Here is a 21,697-nt window from a genome sequence, read left to right on the forward strand (position 1 = left end):
CGACGGCGATCCGTGGCGGCGCCGCCTGCCGACCCGCACCGGTGGTGACGGTGTACCTCGCTCGGGGAGGCGCGGAACCGCCGCATATCCACCTCCGAGTGCGGGTCGCACTGTCATGACATCGCGACTGTTGACCACCGGCGACCGCGGTCGGCCGAACGGCGTAACGCCGTGTATGCCGGTGGCGGCTCCGTATGTGCGCCCGCCGAGGCCCGGGTGATGACCGTGCCGACCCGGCGGCGGAGGAGTGCCGTGGCACGGGCCGGTCGGTCCAGGTGCCGTACGGAGAGCCGAGGAGAAGGTCAGGCCGCTGACGCACGGTCATTCATACGCGTGCGCCACGGCTGGAGACACTCGCCCCGTCGTTCACACCGTGCTCCCGAGCACGCGGGGACGAGGAGCAGGATCGAGCCTTCCTTGCCGGTCGAAAAGTCGTTTGGTCGATTCGGGCGACCCCGGGGCCGGCTCGGGGCGCGGTGCGCACGCGGCGTTCCGCCGGGGTGTCTCCCCCTTCAGCAGGTAGTTCTCCAGGTACGCGTTCACACACGGGTTGTCGCCGCCCGAGACCCCGTGCGTACCGGCGTCCCGCTCGGTCACCAGCGCCGAGCCCGCCAGCCGCCGCTGGAGCTCCAGCGCCCCTTCGTACGGGGTGGCCGCGTCCCGTTCCGCCGCCAGGATCAGGGTCGGCGGGAGCTGCCCGGGGCGGGTGCGGACGTCGACGGGCTCCTGGCGCGGCTCGGGCCAGTAGGCGCACGGCAGGTTCATGAAGGCGTTGTCCCATGTCTCGAACGGGGCGTGCCGGGCGAGCGCCGTGTTGTCGCGGTCCCACACCTCCCACCGGGTCGGCCACGGCGCGTCGTTGCACTCGACGGCCGTGTAGACCGCGCCGCCGTTCTCGCCCTCCTCGGCGGCCTCCGGGTGGGGCGCGGCCTGGTCGATCAGCGGCTCCGGGTTGCCCTTGACGTACTCGGAGAGCGCCGAGGCGCGGCTCGCCCAGTAGTCGTCGTAGTAGCCCACGCCGAGCATCGCCGCCTGGAGCTGCCCGGGACCGACCGTGCCGCCCGCCGGCTGCTCCGCGACCCCGGCGCGCACCTGCTCGTAACTCCGCTGCACCTGCGCGGCGTCGGTGCCCAGGTGGTACGTCGCGTCATGCTTGGCCACCCAGACCCGGAAGTCCTCCCAGCGCCGCTCGAACGCGGCGGACTGGTCGAGGTTGTTGCGGTACCAGATCCGCCGCGGGTCCGGGTTGACCGCCGAGTCGAAGACCATCCGCCGTACGTGCGTGGGGAAGAGCGTCGCGTAGAGGGCGCCGAAGTACGTCCCGTACGAGGCGCCCATGAACGTCAGCTTCCGTTCACCGAGCGCGGCGCGCAGGACATCGAGGTCGCGGGCGTTGTTGAGGGAGTGGTAGTGGCGCAGCGCGGTGCCCGCGCGCTCGGCGCAGCCCCGGGCGTACGCCTTCGCCTCGGCGATCCGCTCCCGCTTGTACGACGCCGACGGGTGCGTGGGCGCCTGGGTCGGGGCCTTCGCGTGGTCCGCCGGGTCCTTGCAGGAGAGCGGCGCGGAGCGGCCGACGCCGCGCGGCGCGTAGCCGACGAGGTCGTACGCGGCGGCGATCGGCCGCCACTGGGCCAGCTCGGCGGCGAGCGGGAAGTACATGCTGGAGGCGCCGGGGCCACCGGGGTTGAAGACGAGCGCCCCCTGCCGGCGGTCGGCGGGACCGCTCGCGGCGACCCGGCTGACGGTGAGGCTGATCGCCGGGCCGTCGGGCTCGGCGTAGTCGAGGGGGACCTTGACGGTGCCGCAGGTGACGGGCGCGGGCAGCATCTCGGTCTTGGGGCAGGCGCCGAACGCGATCCCGGCGGCCGCGGCGCGCGCCGCCGCCCGGGCCACCCCGCGGGCCTCGACGGAGCCGGAGCCGGACCCGGAGCCGGAGCCGGCGGCCGGGGCGCCCGCCGCGGACGCGCCGTCCGCCGGGACGGCGACGAGGGCCGACAGGACCAGGGAGCCGAGGGTCGTCAGAGCCCCGTACTTCGCTACTGCTCTCATCGCGTTCCCTTCGTGCGCGCGGACGAGCGGACCGCGGCGCTCCCCGAGGACGGGGAGCGGCGGCACGACGAGGGTCGCAGAGGGCCGGGGCGTGGCAAGGACCGGTGATCGGTGTCGGCGGGCTATGACCCCGATGCGCCCCGGGGCCACTCGCGGGCGCCGCCCGGCGTGCGGAACGGGCGGGAGTGTGCAACGCGGGTCAGGCCCTGGGCCAGCGCGGCGCGGGCCGCCCTGGCCAGCCGTACGGGCCGGCGCGGCGGGCGCGCGGCCGCGCGCTCCCGCCACCACAGGGCCAGCCGCCGCCGGGCCGCGGGGTCCCCGGGGCGCCCCTCGGTCAGCAGCGCCTCGGCGAAGTCCAGCGCGTCCCTGCGGTATCCGCCGCGCATCGGCCGGCGCGCGGCGTACGCGAGGAACGCGGGGCGGAAGCCGTCGCCGAGGATGCCGGGCAGTTCGGGCGCCACCTTGGCGACGACACCGGCGCGCTTGGCGGCGAGGGCGCGGCTCTGCACGCCGAGGCGGCGCCGGTCGAACCCTTCCGGTACGGGGGTGCCCGCGACCAGCGCGGAGAGCAGCGCGGTCTCGGCGAGCGCCAGCCGCTGCCGCGCCGCCTCGCCGGCGCCGGACGGCTCCTCCGCCGCCGGTGCGGGGGACCGTACGGAGGAGGACCGTACGGTGGCGGAGTCCCGTACCGGCGCCGGGTCCCCGGCCCGCAACGTCTCGCGGATCAGCGTCAGTTCGCCGGCCAGCTCCGCCGCGGGCGGGAAGTCGTCGTCGCGCTCCAGCAGCACGCCCGGCGGCGCCACCCGGGAGCGCAGCTCCGCGAGGACGTCGAGCACGGGCCGGGTGACCGGATGGGCGTGCGTGTCGTGCCAGACGCCGTCGCGCTCGATCCCGCCCGCGACATGGACGTACGCGATGGCCTCGACCGGCAGTTCGTCGAGCGCCCTCGCCCGGTCCTCGCCGCGGTTCACGTGGTTGGTGTGGAGGTTGGCGACATCGATCAGCAGCCGCACCCCGGTGCGTTCGACCAGCTCGGCGAGGAACCGCCCCTCGCTCATCTCCTCGTCCGGCCAGGAGATCAGGGCGGCGATGTTCTCCACGGCGAGCGGCACGGGCAGCGCGTCCTGGGCGATCCGTACATTCTCGCAGAGCACGCGCAGCGCGTCCCGGGTGCGCGGCACCGGCAGCAGATGTCCCGCTTCGAGCGCGGGGGACGCGGTGCGCTCCCCGCCCGCCCGTACGAACGCGATGTGCTCGGTGACCAGGGGGGACCCCAGCGCCTCGGCGCGCTCCGCGAGATCCGCCAGCCGCCGCGGGTCGGGGCGGTCCGCGCCGCCGAGCCCGAGCGAGACCCCGTGCGGGACGACGGTGACGCCGCGCTCGCGCAGCCGGACCAGCGACTCGGGGAGATGACCGGAGCAGAGGTTCTCCGCGACGGCCTCGACCCAGTCGACCCCGGGCAGCTCCTCCACCGCGCCGGCTATCTCCGGGCGCCAGCCGATACCGATGCCCAGACGTGGTGTCTCGTTCATGGTCTCCCCCTGTCGCGGACTCCTCCGTGCGCGACGTCGTTCGCGGTTGCAGGGGTCATGGCCCCGGGAACGCCTCGGTGAATCCTTGAGGGAGGACGTTCAGAGGTTCATTTGAGGTTCCGCCCCACCGCCGGAGAACGGTGCCTCCCCAAGCCGTACGTACGGAGGAGGAGGCACCGTGCCGCCGGGCGGCGGAAGCGCGGCGGATCAGCTCTGGGCGGGGGCCGGTGCGCCCTGCCCACCCGGCGCGGCAGGCTCGCCCGGGTCCGGCCGGTCGGTGTTGACCACGCCCGGCGCGCCGGCCGAGGGCTTCGAGGTCAACTCCCCGTTCGCGCCCGGCTCCAGCGGGGTCGAGGCCGGGGGCAGGTTGCCGTTCGGCGGCGGCGGGCCGGTCGGGCTGGCGGTGGCGAGTCCGGCGGCCTCGTCGGCGATCTTGTCGAAGTCGACCTTGCCGGTGGACTCCAGCATGGTGATGTGGTCGAGGACGGTGACGTTGGCGTCACTCGCGAGCTGGCGGATCAGAGTGTTCCTGGTGGTGTGCCGCACCTGCGCGATCAGGGCGAAGACCTTGCCGTGGGCGTCGCGCAGCAGGTTGGCGAACTTCTGCTCGTACTCCGGACCCGTGGCCGCGGACAGCTCCCTGAGCCAGCCCTGCTGCGCCTCGTTGGGCTGGTTCGGCAGTTCCACGCCGAGCTTCGCCGCCACGTCCCGGGCGCGCTTGTCGAGGTCGGTGTGGCCCACGACGAGGTGGTCACCGGTGTCCCTGATCGCCTGGGTCGGCGCGCGCTCGATGGCCTGCTGCCCGGCGGGCAGCTCCCAGAGCCCCGCGAGCCTGACCTTGACCAGGAAGTCACGGTCGGTGGCCGTCAGCGGTCCCCACTGGGTGGAGACGGTCGACGCGGCGATATTGGCCTGCCCTGTCCCGGAACGGTCGGCGTACGACCACACGGGGAAGGCCAGTGCTGCCACTGTGGCGACCAACCCCACGATGATGATTGCCGAACCGTTGATGCGTCGCAACAATGTGCTGCCTCCCGAACCGAAAACTGACACCGCTGAATCCACCGCGGGGAGCGCGGCAGTTCCACCCGCTTGGCGGTATCGAAGAGTACGTACGGCGCGTAGGGAGTGTTCAATCGGGCAGCGAACGATGACCGGCGGCACGGACGCGGTGCGCCCGCGCGGCGGCGGTCGGGGGGCGACCACCGCGCGGGAGCGGCGCCGGTGGGGTCAACTCCGCCTGGAATGCAGCATGGTGCGGCTCGCGGTGCGGGTGAGCTCCGGGCTGCTCAGGACGTCGGTGCTGTCGAGGTACTGGTCCACGGAGCCGACCGGTGGCAGCTCGCGCAGGGCCGGATCCGTGATCCGGGCCGTGAGGGCCCTGGTGAAGCGGTCGGCGCGCAGGACCTGGAAGGGCCTGGAGTGGTAGGGGCGGACGGCGGGGTCGACACGGTCCGTCAGGCGCAGTTCGTTGTGGTGGCCCGCGACCGACTCGTACACGTGCGAGAGATGCCGCTCGCGCGTGTGCCAGTCGGTGGCGGCGAGGACGGCGGTGAGGTCGGGGGTGAGGCGCGGGCCCAGGGAGGTGCGGGCGAAGGCGCTGCCGAGCCACTTGCCGTAGGGCGGGTAGCGGCGGTCCATCAGGAGGCACAGGCGCATCAGGTCGCGTACGAGGCGGGCGGCGACCACGGCGGATCCGAGCTCGTCGCCGACCTCGCCGCAGCGGCCGACGAAGGCCTCCTCCTGGGATATGCGCTGCCACTGTCCGGCCATCACATGGAGCCAGACGTCGTGCGGGTACCAGCGCAGGGCCGCCCGTAACGGGGCGAGTTCGCCGAGCCCGTCGTGGAAGACGGCGCCGCCGGTGACTTCGGCGAGCAGTTGGGTGGGGGTGGCGAGCCAGTCCTCCGAGGTGATGGAGGACGAGGGGTAGAAGCCGAGTGTGTGGTGGAACCAGGCGGTGAGGTGGGTGACTTCGACCCGGTGGTGCACGGGGCGGTCGGTGGCCCGCATGACGCGGATGTCGCGGTCGCCGGTGGGGGCGAAGTGGGTGGGATAGCCGTGGAAGGTCTTCGGGAGGTGCTCGGAGAGGAGGCGTCTGACGCGCCCTCCGTGCCGGGACACGTCCTGGTGGCGGAGGAAGAGCTGGAGGCGCGGCCCCCATTCGTGGTCGGCGGAGCGCGGGGTGTCGAAGCCGAGCACCTCGGAGCCGCTGCCCAGGCGCGCGGCGGAGTGCGGGATCGCCGGGGAGATTTCTTCCAGCAGGGGGCGTACCGCTTCGGTGTAGAAACGGCGGGAGAGTTCCAGGCCGGGAATGAAGACCGGCATATTCGTGACGCTCATGCCAGGAAGGTGTGCCCATTAAGTGAGGGGGCATGCGGAATATTTTCACATCCTGACACGGTCCTGTCACGGTCGCCGCGGTCGCCCCGGGGCACCGGCACGGTGGCCTCCCTCGACGGCCACCGTCATCCCGGGGGCGATCTCGGTGAAGCCCGCGTCGTGGACCACCGGCAGCCCGGCGGTGGTGAGTTCCCGCCAGTGCGCGGCGTCCGCGGTGCGGACGGAGAGCGGGAAGCCCGCCGCGCGCCAGGCCTTGCGGTCCGTCTCCGACAGCTCCCACCAGGCGAGTTGGGCGCCGTGCCCGACCTGGGCCATGGCCTTGCCCGCCGACAGGGTGAGGCCGGGGTTCAGCCACAGCACCGGGTGCGCCGGGTCGGCCGGGGGCGGCGGCGCGGGGTCGTCCAGCTCGGTGCCGGAGACCTGGAGCCTGGCCAGCTCCTTGGGCCAGCCGTCGAGTGGCACGGGCGGGAAGACCCGCACCTCGGCGACCGGCGGAGCGGCACCGCCCGCGGCGGGCGTACCACCGCCGTCGGGCGCCGTACCGGGCAACGCGGCACCGCCCGCGGCGGGCGCAGGGTCCGGGCCGCGGCCCGTCACCGTGATCCCGGGCAGCGCGCAGGCGCGCCGCCACTCCGCGCCGCGCGCCCGCCGCACCACCTTGCGGATCCGGGCGTCCTCCCAGTTCCGTACGGCCCGGGCCCATTCGCCCTCGTACTCGCCCTCGCCCAGGGCCCGTTCGTCGGAGAGCAGCGTGAGCACCGCGCGGGCCGCCGTCTCCAGGGCGTCGGTACGGGCCGGCGGCGCGGCCTTCTCGATGTGGACCACCAGCGGCAGTACGTACTGCGGGGCCTCGTCACGGGCGGCCGGTTCATGACGGAAGGGGCCCCCGGCCGGGGCGCTCACGCTGCTGTCGCTGCTCACAGCCCCAGTCTGCCAGCCCTCCGGCCCCTGCCCGCGCGCCGTTTTCTTGGCCGGACTCTTCTTGGCGGAGCGTTCCGGTCCAGGCGACGATGCGCGGTATGAAAAGCGATCTCTTCTCCACGGACCACATGGCGCAGCCGGCCACCGCACCCGGAATGACCCTCCAGAACATCAAGTCGATCAAGTACGTCGTCGACGGCGAGATGTACGCGCGGCAGGGCGCGATGGTCGCCTACCGTGGCTCGCTCCAGTTCGAGCGCAAGGGCCAGGGCGGCCTGGGCGGGCTCCTGAAGCGAGCCGTCACGGGCGAGGGGCTGCCGCTCATGGCGGTGAAGGGCCAGGGCGAGGTGTGGTTCGCGAAGGAGGCCGCCAACTGTTTCATCGTCGACATCGACCAGGGCGACGCGCTCACCATCAACGGCCGCCACGTGCTCTGCTTCGACCCGACCCTCAGCTACGAGATCACGACGGTGAAGGGCGCGGGGATGACCGGCGGAGGTCTCTTCAACAGCGTCTTCAGCGGATACGGCAAGCTCGGCGTCATCTGTGAGGGCACTCCCATCGTGATTCCCGTCACGGCGCAGGCGCCCGTGTATGTCGACACGGACGCCGTCGTCGGCTGGAGCTCGCAGCTCGACACATCCCTGCACCGCTCCCAGTCCGTGGGCTCGGCGATCCGCGGCGGATCGGGCGAGGCCGTCCAACTGATGCTCCAGGGCGAGGGGTTCGTGATAGTCAGGCCGACCGAGGGAATGCCGCCGTGTCCCGCGGCGCACGGCGGGAGCTGAGATCATGCCCCGATGAACCTCCAAGGTGTGGGCCGCCGTTACGGCCTCGCCGGACCTTGGGTGCTGCGCGGGATCGATCTCGATCTCCCCGCGGGCGCCCTGGTCCGGGTCGAGGGCGTCAACGGCAGTGGAAAATCGACCCTGTTGAGGCTGATCGCGGGCATTGATGTGCCGACCGAGGGCCGCCTCCGTGACCGGCCCCGCACGGCGTACGTCCCCGAGCGCTTCCCCGTCGCGCTGCCGTTCACGGCCGCTGGTTACCTGATGCACCTCGGCCGGATCCACGGGCTGCGGCGCGGTGTGGCGGCGGCCTGCGCGGTCGAGTGGCTGGAGCGGTTCGGGGCGGAGGAGTACGCCCGTACGCCGATGGCCGAGCTGTCCAAGGGCACCAGCCAGAAGGTGGCCGCCGCGCAGGCGCTGCTGGCCGAGCCCGAGCTGCTGGTCCTCGACGAGGCGTGGACGGGGCTGGACGCGCCGGCCCGTACGGAACTGGACCGGGCGGTCGCCGAGCGCCTCGCGGCGGGCGGCACGGTCGTCTTCGTCGACCACGATCCGCGGCGGCTGGCCGGGGAGTCGGACGCGGTGTACGGGGTCGTGGACGGCGGCCTGGTGCCCCGTACCGAGAGCCCGGACCCGGCCGGGGCCGAGGGCGGCCCGGACCGGGCCGGGGAGCACGGCCCGGTGGTCCGGATCCTGGCCGAGGCACCGGCGGGCACCGCGCTCGACGGAGCCGGAGCGGACGGACTCCCCGCCGGGCTCCCCGCCGGACTGCTCGCGGAACTGCCCGGGGCGCCGGCCTGCGACATACGCGCCGAGGACGGCGCCGTCCTGCTGACGGCGCCCGCGGCGCACTCCGACGCGCTGCTGCGCGCGCTGCTCACCGCCGGCCCGCCCTGGCACATCAGGGAGGTGGGCGAGGCCGACGGGCCCGCCCCGGCGGACCCGGCCGGCCGGTCCGCCCCCGTACCCAGGACCGCCCGGCCGGCCGGGTCCGGTTCCGCCGCCACGGAGACGGAGCACCTCCCCTCATGACCGCACTGCTCAGCTATCAGATCGCCCTGCTGCTGCGCTCGCAGCGCTGGCTGCCGCCGCTCCTGCTGTACGGGATCTTCCTGGTCGTCGGGGTACAGGTGGGACAGCCGATCCTGGACTCGCTCGGGTACGCGGCTGCGGCGCTGCTGCCCGTCACCGCCTGGCTGGTCCGGATCTGTGTCACCCAGGAACCGGCGGCCTCCCGCGCCGTCGTCGGCGCGGTGACCGGGACGCGCCGTGCCCATCTCGCCGCGCTGCTGGCCGGCGTGGTCTGCGCGGGCGCGATGGCCGTGGCGGGCACGCTGATCGTCACGCTGATCAGCGAACCGAAGAACGCGGACTTCACGGTCGAGGTGGACACGGTGTCCGCGGGTACGGCGGGGCTGCTCGCCGCGGTGGTCTGCCTGCTGCTCGGCGCGGCGGTCGGCGCGCTGTGCAACAGACCGCTGCTGCGCGCCCGGGGCTGGTCGATCGCGGCCACGGTACTGGTCTCGCTGGCGGCGCTGGTGACCAGCGGCTCCCCGGCGCGGTACGCGGTCGGCGACCTGGTGACCGGCTCGCTCACCGGGGAGGTCAGAACGCCGGGGCTGACGCTGGTGGCCGCGGTGCTGGTGGCGGGCGCCGCGGCGGCGGTGGCGTGCGTGCTGGGCGCCCTGCGGGACGACACGGCGGGCGACTGAGTACGCTCGGCCGTATGAGCGAGCAGACGGCCGGGCCCGCGGCGCGCACACCGCGCCCGGAAGCGGCGGAAGCGGCGGAGGCAACGGAAGCGGCGGAAGCGACCGCGTACGCGGAGTGCGTGCTGTGCCGGAAGCCGACCGAGCACCCGGAGACGGTCAGGGGCGTGACGCTCTGTCCCGTCTGCGAGTGGCAGGAGGCCCAGCGGACGGCGTGCTCGGGCTGACAGGCGCGAACGGCCCCCCCCGCGGGGCCTTTCCCCAGGGCCGTGCTCAGTGCGCCATCAGCTCGGACACCCGGACGAAGCGGTAGCCGCGCTCCCGCAACTCCGGCACGATCCGCCGCACCGCCTCCTCCGTCACCGGTGCCGCGCTGCGCGTGCAGTGCATCACCACCAGGGAGCCCGGCTTCACCTCCGCCAGCACCTGGTCCGCGACGGCGTCCGGGTCCGTGGCGAAGGCGTCACCGCTGACGACGTCCCACTGGACGGCCGTCACCTTCTCCGGGGCGAGCGCGCGCAGCGACTCTTTGTCGTAACAGCCGCCGGGGAAGCGGAAGTACGGCACCACATTGCGCGCCCCCGCCGTACGGAACGCCGCGAAGGCCCGCCGTACGTCGTCGGCCATCCGCTCCTTGCCGATGACCGGCAGCCCGTAGCAGTCGGCCGTGAAGGCGTAGTGGCTGTACGAGTGGTTGGCGATCTCGAAGAGCGGGTCCGTGCCGATCGACTTCGCCTGGGTCGGGTACTCCTCGGCCCAGCGCCCCGTCATGAACACGGTCGCCGGCACTTCGAGCCGGCGCAGCAGGGCGATCAGCGACGGGTTGTCGAAGCGCTCGCCGCCCGCGGCCCGTGGTCCCTGGTCCGCCGTCATGTCGGCGTCGAAGGTGAGGGCCACGGCCTTGCCGGCGGCGGGGGTGCCGCGCTGGAAGACCGGTGTCAGCCCGTCGCGTCCCGGGGCCGTGGTCGGCGGCCCCTTCGCCACGGCGGGGCCGGGCGTCGCGGTGTGGGGGGAGGAGGTGGCGGGGACGGTCCCGGCGGGTGCCCGGCCGGCGCCCGCGCACCCGGACAGGGCGACGACGAGCAGGCCGAGCGCCCCGAGCGCACCGACGATGGTTCGCATGTGTGCATATCTGGTCACACGCGGAAAATATATGATGATCTACCTGGAGTCGGTGTGCGGCACGCACCCCCGGCCCGGCCAGGACACGAGCCCGGCCAGGACTCCGTGCCGGCCGGGACCCCGTGCCGGGCTCAGCCCGGCGGGCCCGTGGCCAGCAGCAGCCTGCGGCTCTCCTCGACGTCGAAGCCGCCCGGCGGATACACCGGGTCCAGTGCGTCCAGGTGTTCGAGCAGCAGCGTACTGATCGCCCAGTTGCGGTACCACTTGCGGTCCGACGGGACGAGGAACCAGGGCGCGGCCTCCGTGGAGCAGCGCCGCAGCGCCAGTTCGTACGCCTCCTGGTACGCGGGCCACAGCGCGCGGTCCGCGATGTCGGACGGATGGAACTTCCAGTGCTTGTCCGGGTTGTCGAGCCGGGCCAGCAGCCGGTCGCGCTGCTCCTCGTACCCGATGTGGAGGAAGACCTTCACGAGCGTCACCCCGTTGTCGGCCAGCCCCCGCTCGAAGCGGTTGATCTGCCCGTAGCGGGCGCCGAGGGTCCGCCCGGAGGCCAGCCCGCGGACGCGGGCGACCAGGACGTCCTCGTAGTGCGAACGGTCGAAGATGCCGATCTCGCCCGGCTGGGGGAGCGCCCGCCGGATCCGCCAGAGGAACGGGTGGCTCCGCTCCTCCCGTGTCGGCTCCTTGAACGCTCTGATCCGGCAGCCCGACGGGTTGAACAGTCCGATCACATGCTTGACGGTGCCGCCCTTGCCGCTGGTGTCCATGCCCTGGAGGATCAGCAGCAGACGGCGCCGGTCGCCCGCGGTGGAGGACGCGTACAGGCGCTCCTGGAGCCCGGCCAGACGTCCGGCGAGGGCGCTCACGGCCGCCTGTCCCGCGGTCTTGTCCCGTGGACCGCCGGGGGTCGCCCGTGTGTCGTACGCGGAGAGGTCGACGGCGCCGCTCTCGGGGACGCGCAGCAGCTCACGGAGGCGGGGCGCCGGTTCCGGCCGCTTCCCGGCCTTCTTGTCCTTCATGGCCATGACGCGCCCCTTCCGTCCGCCGGCCTCGCACCGGTCGCCCTGATCAGAGGATGCGACGGATCGGCGCGCCCGGCGACCCCGGGTGGGGACGCCGGCCGCGCCAGGGACTCATCAGTGCCAGGGACCCGTCAGCGCCAGGGACCCGTCACCGCGAACGTGGTCCCCGGCCGGTAGCAGTTCACGTACATCGTGGCGCCGTCCGGCGAGAACGTCACCCCGGCGAACTCGCCCCACTCCGGCTCCTCCGGGGTGCCCACGTTGTTGGCTCCCCGGGCCATCGTGTACACCTCGCCGCGCCGCGTCACGCCGAAGACGTACTGCGCGCCGCCGCCGTCCTCGCAGACCATGAGGCCGCCGCTCGGCGCCAGGCAGATGTTGTCCGGGGACTCGCCGGGCAGCTGGATGTCCGTGTCAGGGCCGAAGACGATCACCAGCGTGAGCCGGCGCCGGTGCGGTTCGTACTTCCACACCTGCCCGAAGTGGTCGCCCGCTGAGCCCTCCGAGCTGTGCGCGAAGCTGGACACGAAGTAGACCGCCCGGTCGCCCCAGTAGCAGCCCTCCAGCTTCTGCGCGTGGGTGATGCCCCCGGCGCCGAAGTCCTGGAAGCGGATCGGGGTCTCCCGGGCCAGCGGGTCCGGTACGGGGACCCACTCGACGCGGTCGAAGGTGGCGCCGGTCTCCATGACCGTCGACAGGTCCGGCACCCCGGGCACCCGCATCGCCTCCAGCGCGCCGCCCGCGCGCAGCGACCCGACACCGCCGCGCGGCTTCTCGGGCAGGAAGCGGTAGAAGAGCCCGAACGGCTTGTCGAACGCGTCCTCCGTCTCGTACACGACGCCGGTTCCGGGGTCGACGGCGACCGCCTCGTGCTGGAAGCGGCCCATGGCGGTCAGCGGTACGGCTCCGGTACGGCGCGGGTCGGCGCCGTCGACCTCGAAGACGAAGCCGTGGTCCTTGGTGTAGCCGTTGGTGCCCGCTCTGTCCTCGGTCTCCTCGCAGGTCAGCCAGGTGCCCCACGGGGTAGGCCCGCCCGCGCAGTTGACGGCGGTACCGGCGATGGCGACCCGCTCGCCGAGGACGTTGTTGCGCCCGTCGAGTTCGAGCGCCGTACAGCCGCCCTTGCCCGTCGGGTCGTACGTGATGCCCTCGACGACCGGTACGCCGATCGGGGCCGTGACGCGGTTCTCGTGGTTGCGTACGAGGTGGACCCGGCCGCGCCGGCCCGCGAAGGCGGCCATTCCGTCGTGGTTGCCGGGCACCTTGCCCTCGCCCGAGCGGAGCGGGTCGCCCTCCCGGGAGAGGACCTTGTAGCGGAACCCCTTGGGCAGATCGAGCAGGCCGTCCGGGTCGGTGACGAGGGGGCCGTAACCGCTGCGGCCCGTCGTCTGCGCGGCGGCGGTACCGGCGAACAGCTCCGATACGGCCCCGGCGAAGGCGATGCCCGCGGCGGTCGCACCGCTGCGGGCGAGGATCTGACGTCGTGTTGCGGACATGAGGCAACTCCCTGCTGGCGGACAGGAGACGTGACCCGCATGTGTGTATCACGTGCCTGTGGGACACGTGAACCATGCGGGTCACCGGGAGCCCCTGGTGTCGCGGGTCAGACGAGTGTGGCGCTCAGCGTGATGGTCGTGCCCGTCAGAGCCTGGCTGACCGGGCAGTTCGCCTTGGCGTCGGCGGCCGCGGCCTGGAAGGCCTCCGCGTCCAGACCGGGGACCTCGCCCTCCACGGTGAGATGGATGCCGGTGATGCCCTCACCCGGCTGGAACGTGACGTCGGCCTTGGTGGTCAGCTTGGCCGGCGGGGTGCCCGCGCCGGTCAGGCCGTGCGACAGGGCCATGGAGAAGCAGCTCGAATGAGCCGCCGCGATCAGCTCTTCGGGGCTGGTCTTCCCATTGGCCTGCTCGGCGCGCGAGGGCCAGGAGACGGCCTGCTCACCGATGCCGGAGGAGTCGAAGGTGACGGTGCCCGACCCCTTGATCAGTTCGCCTTCCCAGACCGTGTGAGCGGTGCGAACAGTAGCCATGATGGTTCCTTCCGGTGATCAACTGACCGATGACGGTCCGGGGGCGACCACGGGAGGCGACCGCCCCGGCACGCGCCAGAAGCGTGGTGCGCAGGCCCCCAACCTACTGGAACCTAAGGGGTGACCAGCCCCTTCGCGTCCCTCGCCAGCGCGGTGAGACGGGAGATCGCCCGGAAGTACTTCTTGCGGTAGCCGCCGTTCAGCATCTCGTCACTGAACAGCCGGTCGAACGGCACACCGGAGGCGAGCACCGGCACCTCCCGGTCGTACAGCCGGTCCGCGAGGACCACGAGCCGCAGCGCCGTCGACTGGTCGGGCACCGGGACGACATCCGTGAGACAGACGGCCCGTACCCCCTCCGTGAGCGCCCCGTAACGGCTCGGGTGGACCGAGGCGAGATGGCCGAGCAGCCCGGGGAAGTCGTCCAGGCTGGCGCCCTCGGTGGCGTACGCGGCCCGGGTCACGGCCTCGTCGGAGTACGGGGCGGGCGCCTCCGGCAGCCCCCGGTGGCGGTAGTCCTCGCCGTCGATGCGCAGCGGCCGGAACCGGGCGGAGAGCCCCTGGATCTCCCGGAGGAAGTCGGCGGCGGCGAAGCGGCCCTCACCGAGCTTGCCCGGCAGGGTGTTCGACGTCGCGGCCAGCGCCACGCCGCGGTCGACCAGCCGGCCGAGCAGGCTGGAGACGAGGACGGTGTCGCCCGGATCGTCCAGTTCGAACTCGTCGATGCAGAGCAGCCTGTGGCCGCCGAGGGTCTCCACGGTCTGCTGGAAACCGAGCGCGCCGACGAGGTTCGTCAGCTCCACGAACGTGCCGAACGCCTTCTGCTCGGGCGCCGCCGGGGTGGCGTGCCACAGCGACGCCAGCAGATGCGTCTTGCCGACGCCGTACCCGCCGTCCAGATAGACCCCGCGCGGCCCCGTGGGCGCCGGCGGCTTCCGCGCGAACCAGCGGCGCCGGGTGCCTCCGGAGCCGTTCGCCAGGTGCGCGCCGCCGAGCCCGGCGGCGAAGGCGTCCAGGACGGTGACCGCCTCGGTCTGGCTGGGCTGGTTCGGGTCGGGTACGTACGTGGCGAAACGTACGGAGTCGAAGCGCGGCGGCGGCACCATCTCCGCGACCAGTCGGTCGGCGGGGACGCGCGGCTCACGGGCGCAGAGCGAGAGGGGGGTCGCCTCGGCTGCCGAGGCGGGACCGGAGGCGGTGGTGGAGGACGACACAACCCCTCACTCTATGCTCCGTGCCAGACTGCTGGACATGCGACGGCTGTTCCCTGTGACCGATCAGACAACGCCCGGCACCCCCGCTGACCTCGGGGTCGGTGCCGACGGCACGGACCGGGAGTGGAGGCTCGACGAACTGGCGGAGGCGTACGGTTACCCGGAGTACGCACCCGGCGAGGCTCCGGCGGGCGAGGCTCCGGCGGGCGGCCGGGCCTGGCTGCGCGCCAACATGGTCTCCACCCTGGACGGCGCCGCCCAGCACGACGGTCTGTCCCACGCCCTCTCCTCCGACGCCGACATGCGGATCTTCGGGGTGCTGCGCGGCCTCGCCGACGCGGTGGTCGTGGGGGCGGAGACGGTTCGGCGCGAGGGCTACCGGCCGGCCCGCGCCCGGGAGGCGTTCGCCGCGCGCCGCGCCGCGGCCGGGCAGCGGCCCGCGCCGGTGATCGCCGTCGTCACCGCGAGCCTGGACCTGGACCTCGCGGCGCCGCTGTTCACCGCCCCCAGCGTTCCCACGCTCGTCCTGACCGGCGCCGCCGCGCCGCCCGACCGGGTGCGCGCCGCCGAGAAGGCCGGCGCGGTGGTGGTCGTCGCGGGGGACGGCGCCGGCGTCGACCCGGCCCGGGCCGTGCGGGCCCTGGCGGAGCACGGGCTCGTCCGGCTGCTCACCGAGGGCGGCCCGCGGCTGCTGGGTCAGTTCGTGGCGGCGGACGTCCTGGACGAACTGTGCCTGACGCTCTCGCCGACGCTCACCGCCGGGGGCGCGCAGCGCATCGCGGGCGGCCCCGGCGTCGCCGTACCCGAACGATTCGCACTGGCGTCCCTGCTGGAGCAGGACGGGTTCCTCTTCACCCGGTACCGCCGGGTCCGACAATGAGCGGAATTAACCGTTCCGGTTAGCTTCCGGTGGGCAGACTTACTCTCAAGACCCCGTGCGGGCACGGGGAAGGATGGTTTCCGCAGCGGGTCCGGAGGGCCCGTGCACCAAGTGGCTCAGTTGGCTCAGTGGAACAGAAGGGCGCCTGTCGTGTTCACAAGCGTATTGATGATCGAGAAGCCCCTGACGCCGGAGGACGTGGAGTTCGTGACCACCCTCCACGGTGACGAGGGGGTCTCCTTCGTGCTGCTCATGCAACCCCGTGGCGACCAGGCGGACGTCCTGCTGCGCGCCATCGACGACGTCGCGATCGGCGAGCTCCGGGACGCCACGCGCGAGGGTGACCTGCCGGAGGGCACGGCGGCCAGACAGCCGGCCGAACTGGCACTGGAACACTCGCTGAGGGCGCTGCGCGGGGCCGGCTCCGAGGCGGTCGGACAGGTCGTCGAGGACCACCCGCTCGACCTGCTCAAGTCCGTCGTGGAGGAGTCGGCGGCCGACGAGGTGATCGTGCTGACCGAGCCGCACTACGTGGAGGAGTTCTTCCACCGGGACTGGGCCTCGCGGGCTCGGCACAAGGTCGGCGTACCGGTGCTCAAGCTCTTCGCCCACAGCGAATAGGCTGGGCCGACACTCACCGTCATGCCCGGTCCGTGCTGCCCGGCACCCCGCTCGCACCTTGGAGAAACACCTATGGCATCCGCTACCGGTATCCCCGTCGCCATGGAACGGCCGCACTTCATCGGTATCGGCGGCGCCGGGATGTCGGGCATCGCGAAGATCCTCGCCCAGCGCGGCGCGAAGGTCGCGGGCAGCGACGCGAAGGAGTCGGAGACCGCCGAGGCACTGCGCGCGCTGGGGGCCACCGTGCACATCGGCCACGCCGCGGCCCACCTCGCGGACGACGCCTCGTGCGTGGTCGTCTCCAGCGCGATCCGGGCCGACAACCCGGAGCTGGCGCGCGCGGCGGAGCTCTCCGTGCCCGTGGTGCACCGCTCCGACGCGCTCGCCTCACTGATGGGCGGCGGCCTGCGGCCGATCGCCGTCGCGGGCACCCACGGCAAGACGACCACCACCTCCATGCTGGCCGTCGCCCTCACCGAGCTGGGCCTCGACCCGTCGTACGCGATCGGCGGCGACCTCGCGGGCCCCGGCACCAACGCCCGGCACGGCGGCGGGGAGATCTTCGTCGCGGAGGCGGACGAGAGCGACCGCAGCTTCCAGAAGTACGACCCCGAGGTCGCGATCGTCCTCAACGTCGAGCTGGACCACCACGCCAACTACGCCTCGATGGACGAGATCTACGAGTCCTTCGAGATCTTCGCCGGCAAGATCGTCCCCGGCGGCACCCTGGTGATCTCGGCGGACCAGCCGGGCGCCGTGGAGCTGACCGCCCGCGTCCGTGACCTGGCCACGGTGAAGGTCGTCACGTACGGCGTGGCCGAGGACGCCGACGTACGGGTCCACAAGATCACCGCACGCGGGCTGACCAGCGAGGTCACGGTCCTGCTCGACGGCCGTCTGCTCACCTTCGCGGTCTCCGTGCCCGGCCGGCACTACGCCCTCAACGCGGTCGCGGCGCTCGGGGCGGGCGTCGCCCTCGGCATCCCGGCGCACAACCTCGCCTCGGCGCTCGGCGCGTACACCGGTGTCAAGCGCCGCCTCCAGCTCAAGGGCGAGGCCGCGGGCGTCCAGGTCATCGACTCGTACGCGCACCACCCCACGGAGATGACGGCCGACCTGGAGGCGATGCGCGGCTCGGCGGCCCCCGGCTCCCGGCTGCTGGTCGTCTTCCAGCCGCACCTGTTCTCCCGTACGCAGGAGCTCGCCACGGAGATGGGCCAGGCGCTCGCGCTCGCGGACGCGTCGCTCGTCCTCGACATCTACCCGGCCCGCGAGGACCCGATTCCGGGCGTCACCAGCGACCTGATCGTCCAGGCGGCCGGAGCCGCGGGCGCCACGGTCACGGCCGTCCACGAGAAGGACGCGGTGGCGGACGCGGTGGCGGGAATGGCGGGCCCCGGTGATCTCGTTCTCACCATGGGCGCGGGCGACGTCACGGACCTCGGCCCGCGGATCCTGGCCCGCCTGGCCGGCTGATCCACCCGACCGACCCTGTCCGACGCAGAGAGGCACGAGCGATGGCGTACGAGATCGACAAGCCGGAGGAGCAGTGGCGCGCGGAGCTGTCGCCCGCGGAGTACAAGGTGCTCCGCGAGGCCGGCACGGAGCCCGCCTTCGTCGGTGAGTACACGGACACGAAGACGACCGGGGTCTACTCCTGCCGCGCGTGCGGCGCCGACCTCTTCCGCTCCGACACGAAGTTCGAGTCGCACTGCGGCTGGCCGTCCTTCTACGACCCGAAGGACAGCGACGCGGTCGAACTGATCGAGGACCGCTCGCACGGCATGGTCCGGGTGGAGGTCCGCTGCGCGCGCTGCGGCTCGCACCTGGGCCATGTCTTCGAGGGCGAGGGCTATCCGACCCCGACGGACCAGCGCTACTGCATCAACAGCATCTCGCTGCGGCTGGCGCCGTCCGAAGAGTGAGCGGCCCGAGCTTCCCGACGCGAGGCCGGGGCAGGAATTCGCAGGACATGCGAGCGAAACCTGCTCCGGTCGGGCGACGGCACAACTAGGTTTTGCCCGAGCCGACATGATCATCACGTCGGCCGTGTCAAAGCACTAGTTGCAAGGAGCAAAGTGAAGTTTCACAAGCTGTACATCGCTACTGTCCAGGTCCTGGCTGTCGCCTACATGGCGCCGGCTGTGCTCCGCTGGATGTGGTGATCCCGTCGCGGACCATCGGTAGCGGTGTTCCCGGCTGACAAAGCCGGGAGGAAAGTGCCGGCTCCTGGGAGGGGGCTCAGGAGCCGGTCGATCTGTGCGTCGTCAGGAACTGGATCAGCTTCTCCGCCTCTGCTTCCGCGCCCAGGCTGCGATAGAGCGCGACGGCCTGTTCGCCGTACTCGGCGGCCCGCTCGGCGGGGCGGGGGGACAGAGAGGCAGTTCGGGCGAGCCCCGCGAGCGCATGTGCGGAGCCCATGGGGAAGTTGATGCGCCCAGCCACCTCAAGAGCCTGCTCGTAGCCCTTGGCCGCGGTGTCGAGCCGCCCCGATTCACGCTGGACGTCCGCCGCGCCGGTCAACGCGCGCAGTCTCTCGTACGGATTGTCGATGCTGGTGGCAACCTGTTCCGCCATGGTGAGATGCAGCAGGGCCTCGCCCCGGCGCCCCGACCGGGCATAGGCCGTCCCCATGCTGATCAGCACGTCGGCCTCGCCCAGGGCGTCGCCGCTGGCTCGATGGGCGGCGAGCGCCCTCTGGAAGTAGGCGAGTGCCTGGTCGCTCTGCCCGATGGCCTGGTGCACGGCGCCGAGATTGGTCGAGAGAATCGCCAGGTCGACCCGCCCGCCGTGCTGCCGCATCAGGACCAGCGAGCGTTCGTAGCAGTCACGGGCGTCGGCGTACCGCCCCTGGAGGAAGTGCAGTTCGCCCCGGTTGTTCAGGGCCTGCGCCAGTCCGTGCGGGTCGGGCAACTTCTCGTAGATCGCCTCCATCAGCTGGACCTTGTGGAGGGCCTCGTCGTACCGCCCCGCGTAGAACAGGACCACTCCCTCGACATTGAGGCAGTCGGCCTCCCCGGAACGGTCGCCGACCTCGCGGTACAGCTTCAGCGCCTGTTCCAGGTCACGCAACGCGGTGTCGCCGTGGCCCGCCGCGAGGTGGGCACGGCCCGACTGGAAAAGGGCGTCGGCACGTCCGTGCGCGTCGCGTAGTTCCGCGTAGATCGAAAGGGCTTCGGTCGCGCACCGCAGAGCCTCACCGTGGTTGCGCTGCGCCAGCAGATCCGCGTGGTCCGTCAGGGTCCGGGCGAGTACGGAACGGTCGCCGGACGAACGCAGGCCCGGTACGGCCGCGTCGAAGAGTTCGGCCGCGATGTCCCACGCGCCCCACAGCTTGAGGCATCTCGCCAGGACGTGCGGGAACAGCGCGGCGTACTCCGGGTGTTCGGCGGCAGCCGTGCGCGCGGCCGCGACGAGATTGGCGCGTTCCATGGACAGCCACACCGAGGCCCCGTCCGCGTCGGAGAACACCGGTGTGCGCAGTGGCTCCGCTTCCGGGGGAAGGGACAGGGGCAGGACCCGGCGATGAGGATGGACAAGCAGGTCGGCCCGGTACGCGGTGGTGGCGTAGTGGGCGAGGAGACGGTCGGCCGCAGCACGCCGGACCGCCTCCGAATCCGTGCGGAAGCTGACCTGAAGGGCGTAGGCCCGGGTGAGATCGTGCAGCCGGTAGCGTCCGCGGACCGGCTCCTCCAGAAGGCTGGAGTCGAGCAGTTCCTCGATGCATCGCTCCAGCAGTCCGGGCTCCGTTCCGAGGTCCGGGCCGGTCAGCGCGGCGGCCGCCTGGAGGGTGATGTCGGAGCCGGTGTGCAGGGCGAGGAGGCGGAACAGCTCTCGCGTGGGGGTGCCCAGTTCCCGGTACGAGAACTGGAACACCGCGCTGATCAGCGCGTCGAACTCCTGGAGAGGGCTGGTCGCGTGCTCCAGCCGGTCGAGCAGATACTGCAGGTCCCACGAGTCCCGGTGGCGGAAGCGGCTCGCCAGGACTTGGAGCGCCAAGGGGTGGCACGCACACGCGTCCACGATCCGCCGCAGGTTCCGTGGCTCGCTGGACACTCTTGACGTGCTGACGATCCGGGTGAAGAGAGCCGCTGCCTCCTCCCTGGACAAGGTGTCCACGAACAGGGACATGGCTCCGGCCAGCCCGGCCAGCCGGCTCCGGGTGGTCACGAGAACACAGCAGGTGGGGGAGCCGGGCAGCAGAGGTCTGACCTGAGCGGCGTCCCGCACGTTGTCGAGGACCACAAGCGCACGACGCCGAGCGGTCCACTCGCGCCATCTGGCCGCTCGTTCGTCCGTCATGGCCGGCAGCTCACCGGGCCATCCGGCCGCGTGCAGCAAGTTGGCCAGGGCCTCCGACGGATCGAGCGGCTGCTGACCGCTGTAGCCCCGCATGTCCACGTAGAACTGGGCGTCCGGATAGGCCGTGGCCAACTGGTGCCCGGCATGCACGGCCAGGGCGGTCTTCCCGATGCCGGGCATTCCGTGGATCACGGTGACCGGCAGAGCGGTCGTCGCGCCGTCCCCGGCCGCGGAACCGGCGAGCAGGATACGCAGTTCGCCGACCCGCCCGGTGAAATCCGGGATGTCGCGCGGCAAGCAGTTGCGGGGTTCCGGAGGCGGGGCCAGATCCGTGGGGCCGGTCTCTGTCCGCAGGAGGCCACGGTCCTGTTCGAGTATGCGGAGGTGAAGCTGCTGAAGTTCCGAGGCCGGCTCGATGCCCTGGCTCTCATGTAATCGCGCGCGTGTGTTCCGGTAGACGGCGAGCGCTTCCTCGTGACGTCCGGAGCGGTACAGGACCAGCATCAGGGAACTGATCACCTGCTGGGCGAAAGGATGCTGTGCGGCGAGTTCCCGGAGTTCGCCCACCAGATCCGCGTGCCGGCCCAACTCCATCTCCAGACGGATCCGTTCCTCGCGCACCCGGCGGTGGTCCTCGACCAGCCGGGAACGTGCCGCCTGTGTCCAGGAGGTTTCGGCGAACTCGGTCAGCGGCTCGCTCCGCCACAGAGCCTCGGCGGTCCGCAGCAGCCCGATGGCCAGCTGTCGTTCGCCCCGGGCGGCCGCGGCCACCGCGTCCGAACGCAGCCGTTGGAAACGCAGCAGGTCGATGTCGTCCGGATCGGCACGCAGTTGGTACAGCCGGGGGGACGGCCGATGCACCAGCGCCTTGTCGTCGCCGACCGCCCGGCGCAGCCGTCGCCTCAGCCGGGAGAGGTAACTGTGCAGTGTGTCCACGGCCGTCGGAGGCGGTTCGCCGTCCCAGACCCGGTCCATCAGGGTGTCCCTCGTGACCGGTTCGCCGCGGGCGTGCAGCAACACGGCCAGCACACAGCGTTCCTTCGGTGATCCGAGTTGGTACTGCTGCTGGTCGTGCCAGAGTTCAAGAGGTCCCAGAGCAAGAAGTTCCACCACTACCCCCGACGGGTGTGCTTCTTCCCACGGCCTTCGGCGACGTCCCCCA

Annotated in this window: 19 protein-coding genes; 8 read left to right on the forward strand and 11 right to left on the reverse strand. The window is 72.4% G+C overall.

Annotated features, from left to right (window positions below; all coding sequences use genetic code 11):
• Nucleotides 1-366 precede the first annotated feature (366 nt).
• The 5 genes from ACFTZC_RS00285 to ACFTZC_RS00305 all read right to left on the reverse strand — a co-directional run bounded on the left by ACFTZC_RS00285 (nucleotide 367) and on the right by ACFTZC_RS00305 (nucleotide 6,845).
• Nucleotides 367-2,049, reverse strand: a complete 1,683-nt coding sequence (locus tag ACFTZC_RS00285) for an alpha/beta hydrolase (RefSeq protein WP_382885331.1) — start codon at nucleotides 2,047-2,049, stop codon at nucleotides 367-369.
• Nucleotides 2,050-2,171: 122 nt separating this feature from the next.
• Entirely contained in the window at nucleotides 2,172-3,581 is a 1,410-nt protein-coding gene (locus tag ACFTZC_RS00290) for a DUF692 domain-containing protein (RefSeq protein WP_382885333.1), read from the reverse strand.
• A 207-nt stretch (nucleotides 3,582-3,788) separates the two neighbouring features.
• Complete coding sequence (locus ACFTZC_RS00295) at nucleotides 3,789-4,601, reverse strand: DUF4142 domain-containing protein (protein ID WP_382885335.1); 813 nt, start codon at nucleotides 4,599-4,601, stop codon at nucleotides 3,789-3,791.
• A 210-nt stretch (nucleotides 4,602-4,811) separates the two neighbouring features.
• Entirely contained in the window at nucleotides 4,812-5,924 is a 1,113-nt protein-coding gene (locus tag ACFTZC_RS00300; RefSeq protein WP_382885337.1) for a DUF4037 domain-containing protein, read from the reverse strand.
• 66 nt (nucleotides 5,925-5,990) lie between these two features.
• Nucleotides 5,991-6,845: a peptidyl-tRNA hydrolase gene (locus ACFTZC_RS00305; protein ID WP_382885339.1), complete on the reverse strand. Its 855-nt coding sequence runs from the start codon at nucleotides 6,843-6,845 to the stop codon at nucleotides 5,991-5,993.
• Nucleotides 6,846-6,943: 98 nt separating this feature from the next.
• Here ACFTZC_RS00305 and ACFTZC_RS00310 point away from each other — a divergent pair, with 98 nt between their 5' ends.
• From ACFTZC_RS00310 to ACFTZC_RS00325, 4 genes are read left to right on the forward strand one after another with little or no spacing between them, the layout of a single operon-like run.
• Nucleotides 6,944-7,633: an AIM24 family protein gene (locus ACFTZC_RS00310; protein ID WP_382885341.1), complete on the forward strand. Its 690-nt coding sequence runs from the start codon at nucleotides 6,944-6,946 to the stop codon at nucleotides 7,631-7,633.
• 12 nt (nucleotides 7,634-7,645) lie between these two features.
• Nucleotides 7,646-8,665: an ATP-binding cassette domain-containing protein gene (locus ACFTZC_RS00315; protein ID WP_382885343.1), complete on the forward strand. Its 1,020-nt coding sequence runs from the start codon at nucleotides 7,646-7,648 to the stop codon at nucleotides 8,663-8,665.
• Nucleotides 8,662-9,345, forward strand: coding sequence for an ABC transporter (locus ACFTZC_RS00320; RefSeq protein ID WP_382885345.1), 684 nt, complete (start codon nucleotides 8,662-8,664; stop codon nucleotides 9,343-9,345). Before ACFTZC_RS00315 ends, ACFTZC_RS00320 begins: the two co-directional genes overlap by 4 nt.
• Before the next feature lie 14 nt (nucleotides 9,346-9,359).
• The gene (locus tag ACFTZC_RS00325) at nucleotides 9,360-9,569 is read left to right on the forward strand and encodes a hypothetical protein (RefSeq protein ID WP_382885347.1); all 210 of its coding nucleotides are present in this window, start codon (nucleotides 9,360-9,362) and stop codon (nucleotides 9,567-9,569) included.
• Nucleotides 9,570-9,615: 46 nt separating this feature from the next.
• Here the strand turns inward: ACFTZC_RS00325 and ACFTZC_RS00330 are convergent, their stop codons facing one another.
• The 5 genes from ACFTZC_RS00330 to zapE form a co-directional block, all read right to left on the reverse strand.
• On the reverse strand, nucleotides 9,616-10,464 hold the full coding sequence (locus ACFTZC_RS00330) for a polysaccharide deacetylase family protein (RefSeq protein ID WP_382885348.1): 849 nt from the start codon (nucleotides 10,462-10,464) through the stop codon (nucleotides 9,616-9,618).
• Between the two features lie 131 nt (nucleotides 10,465-10,595).
• Nucleotides 10,596-11,489, reverse strand: a complete 894-nt coding sequence (locus ACFTZC_RS00335) for a PPK2 family polyphosphate kinase (protein WP_382885350.1) — start codon at nucleotides 11,487-11,489, stop codon at nucleotides 10,596-10,598.
• 128 nt (nucleotides 11,490-11,617) lie between these two features.
• Nucleotides 11,618-12,982 carry an alkaline phosphatase PhoX gene (locus ACFTZC_RS00340; protein WP_382885352.1) on the reverse strand — a complete coding sequence of 455 codons (1,365 nt, stop codon included), beginning with the start codon at nucleotides 12,980-12,982 and terminating at the stop codon, nucleotides 11,618-11,620.
• Nucleotides 12,983-13,089: 107 nt separating this feature from the next.
• Nucleotides 13,090-13,515 (reverse strand): OsmC family peroxiredoxin, encoded by a 426-nt coding sequence (locus ACFTZC_RS00345; RefSeq protein ID WP_382885354.1) that lies wholly within the window; start codon nucleotides 13,513-13,515, stop codon nucleotides 13,090-13,092.
• A gap of 113 nt (nucleotides 13,516-13,628) precedes the next feature.
• Nucleotides 13,629-14,729 carry a cell division protein ZapE gene (zapE, locus tag ACFTZC_RS00350; RefSeq protein WP_382885356.1) on the reverse strand — a complete coding sequence of 367 codons (1,101 nt, stop codon included), beginning with the start codon at nucleotides 14,727-14,729 and terminating at the stop codon, nucleotides 13,629-13,631.
• 37 nt (nucleotides 14,730-14,766) lie between these two features.
• Here zapE and ACFTZC_RS00355 point away from each other — a divergent pair, with 37 nt between their 5' ends.
• The 4 genes from ACFTZC_RS00355 to msrB all read left to right on the forward strand — a co-directional run bounded on the left by ACFTZC_RS00355 (nucleotide 14,767) and on the right by msrB (nucleotide 18,158).
• Nucleotides 14,767-15,609, forward strand: a complete 843-nt coding sequence (locus ACFTZC_RS00355; protein ID WP_382885358.1) for a pyrimidine reductase family protein — start codon at nucleotides 14,767-14,769, stop codon at nucleotides 15,607-15,609.
• 150 nt (nucleotides 15,610-15,759) lie between these two features.
• Nucleotides 15,760-16,230 carry an indole-3-glycerol phosphate synthase gene (locus ACFTZC_RS00360; RefSeq protein WP_382885359.1) on the forward strand — a complete coding sequence of 157 codons (471 nt, stop codon included), beginning with the start codon at nucleotides 15,760-15,762 and terminating at the stop codon, nucleotides 16,228-16,230.
• Nucleotides 16,231-16,302: 72 nt separating this feature from the next.
• The gene (gene murC, locus ACFTZC_RS00365; RefSeq protein WP_382885361.1) at nucleotides 16,303-17,709 is read left to right on the forward strand and encodes a UDP-N-acetylmuramate--L-alanine ligase; all 1,407 of its coding nucleotides are present in this window, start codon (nucleotides 16,303-16,305) and stop codon (nucleotides 17,707-17,709) included.
• Nucleotides 17,710-17,750: 41 nt separating this feature from the next.
• A complete protein-coding gene (gene msrB, locus ACFTZC_RS00370; RefSeq protein WP_382885363.1) occupies nucleotides 17,751-18,158 on the forward strand; it encodes a peptide-methionine (R)-S-oxide reductase MsrB in 408 nt (135 codons plus the stop codon).
• Between the two features lie 316 nt (nucleotides 18,159-18,474).
• Here the strand turns inward: msrB and ACFTZC_RS00375 are convergent, their stop codons facing one another.
• Nucleotides 18,475-21,645, reverse strand: a complete 3,171-nt coding sequence (locus tag ACFTZC_RS00375) for a tetratricopeptide repeat protein (protein ID WP_382885365.1) — start codon at nucleotides 21,643-21,645, stop codon at nucleotides 18,475-18,477.
• Nucleotides 21,646-21,697 lie beyond the last annotated feature (52 nt).

This window comes from Streptomyces sp. NPDC056987, assembly GCF_042673865.1.
Taxonomy (GTDB): Bacteria; Actinomycetota; Actinomycetes; order Streptomycetales; family Streptomycetaceae; genus Streptomyces.

What these genes read in the sequence shown, in the direction of transcription:
- ACFTZC_RS00330 (WP_382885348.1), bottom strand. Translation starts at nt 10,464, where the DNA reads ATGCGAACCATCGTCGGTGCGCTCGGGGCGCTCGGCCTGCTCGTCGTC.
- ACFTZC_RS00355 (WP_382885358.1), top strand. Translation starts at nt 14,767, where the DNA reads ATGCGACGGCTGTTCCCTGTGACCGATCAGACAACGCCCGGCACCCCC.
- murC (WP_382885361.1), top strand. Translation starts at nt 16,303, where the DNA reads ATGGCATCCGCTACCGGTATCCCCGTCGCCATGGAACGGCCGCACTTC.
- ACFTZC_RS00320 (WP_382885345.1), top strand. Translation starts at nt 8,662, where the DNA reads ATGACCGCACTGCTCAGCTATCAGATCGCCCTGCTGCTGCGCTCGCAG.
- ACFTZC_RS00340 (WP_382885352.1), bottom strand. Translation starts at nt 12,982, where the DNA reads ATGTCCGCAACACGACGTCAGATCCTCGCCCGCAGCGGTGCGACCGCC.
- ACFTZC_RS00310 (WP_382885341.1), top strand. Translation starts at nt 6,944, where the DNA reads ATGAAAAGCGATCTCTTCTCCACGGACCACATGGCGCAGCCGGCCACC.
- ACFTZC_RS00315 (WP_382885343.1), top strand. Translation starts at nt 7,646, where the DNA reads ATGAACCTCCAAGGTGTGGGCCGCCGTTACGGCCTCGCCGGACCTTGG.
- ACFTZC_RS00285 (WP_382885331.1), bottom strand. Translation starts at nt 2,049, where the DNA reads ATGAGAGCAGTAGCGAAGTACGGGGCTCTGACGACCCTCGGCTCCCTG.
- ACFTZC_RS00335 (WP_382885350.1), bottom strand. Translation starts at nt 11,489, where the DNA reads ATGGCCATGAAGGACAAGAAGGCCGGGAAGCGGCCGGAACCGGCGCCC.
- ACFTZC_RS00300 (WP_382885337.1), bottom strand. Translation starts at nt 5,924, where the DNA reads ATGAGCGTCACGAATATGCCGGTCTTCATTCCCGGCCTGGAACTCTCC.
- ACFTZC_RS00325 (WP_382885347.1), top strand. Translation starts at nt 9,360, where the DNA reads ATGAGCGAGCAGACGGCCGGGCCCGCGGCGCGCACACCGCGCCCGGAA.
- ACFTZC_RS00345 (WP_382885354.1), bottom strand. Translation starts at nt 13,515, where the DNA reads ATGGCTACTGTTCGCACCGCTCACACGGTCTGGGAAGGCGAACTGATC.
- msrB (WP_382885363.1), top strand. Translation starts at nt 17,751, where the DNA reads ATGGCGTACGAGATCGACAAGCCGGAGGAGCAGTGGCGCGCGGAGCTG.
- ACFTZC_RS00290 (WP_382885333.1), bottom strand. Translation starts at nt 3,581, where the DNA reads ATGAACGAGACACCACGTCTGGGCATCGGTATCGGCTGGCGCCCGGAG.